We start from the raw sequence: 3,240 nt of genomic DNA, 5'->3' as shown, positions 1-3,240 counted from the left end.
CACCATAAGCGCCATCGCCGCCATCTTGGGTGCTGCCGCCAAAAAGGCCGTCACCGGTGTCGGCGCGCCCTCATAGACATCTGGCGTCCACATGTGGAACGGCACCGCCGAGATTTTGAAGGCCAGACCGGCCAGCACGAAGACGAGGCCGAAAACGAGGCCAAGCTGGCGCTCGCCGCTGCCGAGCGCAGAAGCGATCTCCTGGAAGCCGGTGTTGCCGGTGTAGCCGTAGACCAGGCTGATGCCATAGAGCAGCATGCCCGAGGACAGCGCGCCGAGGACGAAATATTTGAGGCCAGCCTCAGTCGAACGCAGATTGTCGCGGTTGATCGCGCACAGCACGTAGATCGCCAGCGATTGCAGTTCGAGGCCGAGATAGAGGCCGATCATGCCATTGGCGGAGATCATCAGCATCATGCCGAGCGTGCACAGCAGGATCAGCACCGGATATTCGAACTTGTCGAAGCGTTCAGCCTTGGCAAAGCGCATCGACATCACCAGCGTCACCGCCGAGCCGACCAGCGCCAGCACCTTCATGAAGCGGGCGAAGGAATCCTGGATGAAGGCATTGCCGTAAGCGCTGCCCTGCCCGGTCCGGAAGATCAGCCAGGCGCCTGCGATCGCCAGCACGGCCACCGCAAGGCCGGTTACCGTGTTGGCCGTGTTGGCGCGCGAATAGGCTCCGACCATCAGCAGCGCCAGCGCGCCGACGGCAAGGATCAGCTCTGGCGTCGAGAGCGACAGGCTGGAGAGAAGGTCCGGCGTCATGGTTCGCAAAACCTCTGGTCAGTTCGCCGCCGCGGTCTGCGCGGCGCCGATGGATGCAGTGACATTGGTGACGAGCGACTTGACCGATTCGGCCGTCGCGTCGAAGACCGGGGCGGGATAGACGCCGAAGAAGATGACCAGAACGACCAGCGGGTAGATGATCACCTTCTCGCGCAGCGACAGGTCGAGCAGGCCCTTCAGGCTGTCCTTGGTCAGCGCACCGAAGATCACCCGGCGGTAGAGCCAGAGCGCGTAGGCGGCCGACAGGATGACGCCGGTGGCGGCGAAGAACGCCACCCAGGTGTTGACCCGGAACACGCCGAGCATGGTCAGGAACTCGCCGACGAAGCCGCTGGTACCGGGCAGGCCGACATTGGCCATGGTGAAGATCAGGAACACCGTGGCGTATTTCGGCATGTTGTTGACCAGGCCGCCATAGGCCGCGATCTCACGTGTGTGCATGCGGTCGTAGATGACGCCGACGCACAGGAACAGCGCGCCGGAGACGAGGCCGTGGCTGAGCATCTGGAAGATCGCGCCCTGCACGCCTTCCTGGTTCATGGCGAAGATGCCCATGGTGACGAAGCCCATATGAGCAACCGACGAATAGGCGATCAGCTTCTTCATGTCCTCCTGCATCAGCGCCACCAGCGAGGTGTAGATGATGGCGACGACGGACAGCGCGAAGACCAGCGGCGCGAACATTTCCGACGCCAGCGGGAACATCGGCAAGGAGAAGCGCAGGAAACCGTACCCGCCCATCTTCAACAGGATGCCGGCCAGGATGACGGAGCCCGCCGTCGGCGCCTCGACGTGCGCGTCGGGCAGCCAGGTGTGCACCGGCCACATCGGCATCTTCACCGCGAAGGAGGCGAAGAAAGCAAGCCATAGCCATGTCTGCATGTTGGCCGGGAAGTTGTGGGTCAGCAGCGTCGGGATGTCGGTTGTGCCGGACTGGAAGAACATCGCCATGATGGCGAGCAGCATCAGCACCGAGCCGGCGAGCGTGTAGAGGAAGAACTTGAACGAGGCGTAGACGCGCCGCTTGCCGCCCCAGACGCCGATGATGATGAACATCGGGATCAGGCCGGCTTCGAAGAAGACGTAGAACAGCACGATGTCCAGCGCGCAGAACACGCCGATCATCAGCGTTTCGAGCAGCAGGAAGGCGATCATGTAGGCCTTCACGCGCTTCTCGATCGATTCCCACGACGCCAGGATGCAGAGCGGCATCAGGAACGTCGTCAAGATGACGAACAGCATCGAGATGCCGTCGACGCCCATATGGTAGGAAATGCCGGAGTCGAGCCAGGCGACCTTCTCGACGAACTGGAAGCCGGACTGCGAATTGTCGAATCCGGTCCAGATGAACAGCGAGATGATGAACGTGAAAATCGTCGTCAACAGCGCGATGGCGCGGATGTTGCGGCGTGCATTTTCGCTGTCGTCATTGATGAACAGGATAAGCAGCACACCAACCAGCGGCAGGAAGGTGACCAGCGAGAGGATTGGCCAGGCGGTCATCAGAGCATCATCCAGGTGACGAGTGCGGCAACGCCGATCAGCATGGCGAAGGCGTAGTGGTAGAGATAGCCGGTCTGCAGCTTGACGATGCGGTCGGTGACATCGACGACGCGCGCCGAAATGCCATCCGGGCCGAGGCCGTCGATGATGGTGCCGTCGCCGGTCTTCCACAGGAAATGGCCGAGGCGCTTGGCCGGACGCACGAACAGGAAGTCGTAGAGCTCGTCGAAATACCACTTGTTGAGCAGGAAGGCGTAGAGCCCGCGATGCTGCGCGGCCAGGTTGACCGGCATTTCCGGCGAGCGGATGTAGAATTTCCAGGCCAGCGCGAAGCCGCTCAGCATGGCGATGAAGGGCGACAGTTCGACCCACAGCGGCAATTCGTGGATGTCGTGCAGGATGTGATTGTCAGGCAGTGTGAACAGCGATGCCTTCCAGAACTCGGCATAGCCCTCGCCGATGAAGGCGCCGTGGAAGATGACGCCGGCAAACAGCGCGCCCGCGGCCAGGATGAACAACGGCACCAGCATCACCGGCGGCGATTCATGGACATGGTGCATCACCTCATGGCTCGCCCGCGGCTTGCCGTGGAAGGTCATGAAGATCAGCCGCCAGGAGTAGAAGGAGGTGAAGCAGGCGGCGATGACCAAAAGCACGAAGGCCATGCCGGCAACCGAATTGTGGCCGGCAAAGGCGCTCTCGATGATGGCGTCCTTGGAGAAGAAGCCGGCGGTGCCGATGACCGTCACCGGAATGCCGACGCCGGTCAGCGCCAGCGTGCCGATCACCATCATCCAGTAGGTGGTCGGGATCAGTTTCCTGAGGCCGCCCATCTTGCGCATATCCTGCTCGTCGGACACGGCATGGATGACCGAGCCCGAGCCGAGGAACAGCAGCGCCTTGAAGAAGGCATGCGTGAACAGGTGGAAGATCGCCGCGCCATAGGCG

General features: G+C 62.1%; 3 protein-coding genes. All 3 read right to left on the bottom strand.

Annotated features, from left to right (window positions below):
- On the bottom strand, nt 1-768 hold a 768-nt coding region (locus EN750_RS25545; RefSeq protein ID WP_145967907.1), incomplete at its 3' end, for an NADH-quinone oxidoreductase subunit N.
- An 18-nt stretch (nt 769-786) separates the two neighbouring features.
- Nucleotides 787-2,292, bottom strand: coding sequence for an NADH-quinone oxidoreductase subunit M (locus tag EN750_RS25540; protein WP_127320599.1), 1,506 nt, complete (start codon nt 2,290-2,292; stop codon nt 787-789).
- Nucleotides 2,292-3,240 (bottom strand): proton-conducting transporter membrane subunit (locus EN750_RS25535; protein WP_281062324.1); only part of this gene is annotated, 949 nt, incomplete at its 5' end. The genes EN750_RS25535 and EN750_RS25540, both read right to left, overlap by 1 nt.

It is taken from the genome of Mesorhizobium sp. M7A.F.Ca.ET.027.03.2.1 (assembly GCF_003999175.1).
GTDB lineage: Bacteria > Pseudomonadota > Alphaproteobacteria > Rhizobiales > Rhizobiaceae > Mesorhizobium.
The sequence above is the reverse complement of the archived record's forward strand: the minus strand, read 5'-3'. Positions and strand labels throughout refer to the sequence as shown.

What these genes read in the sequence shown, in the direction of transcription:
- EN750_RS25540 (WP_127320599.1), bottom strand. Translation starts at nt 2,292, where the DNA reads ATGACCGCCTGGCCAATCCTCTCGCTGGTCACCTTCCTGCCGCTGGTT.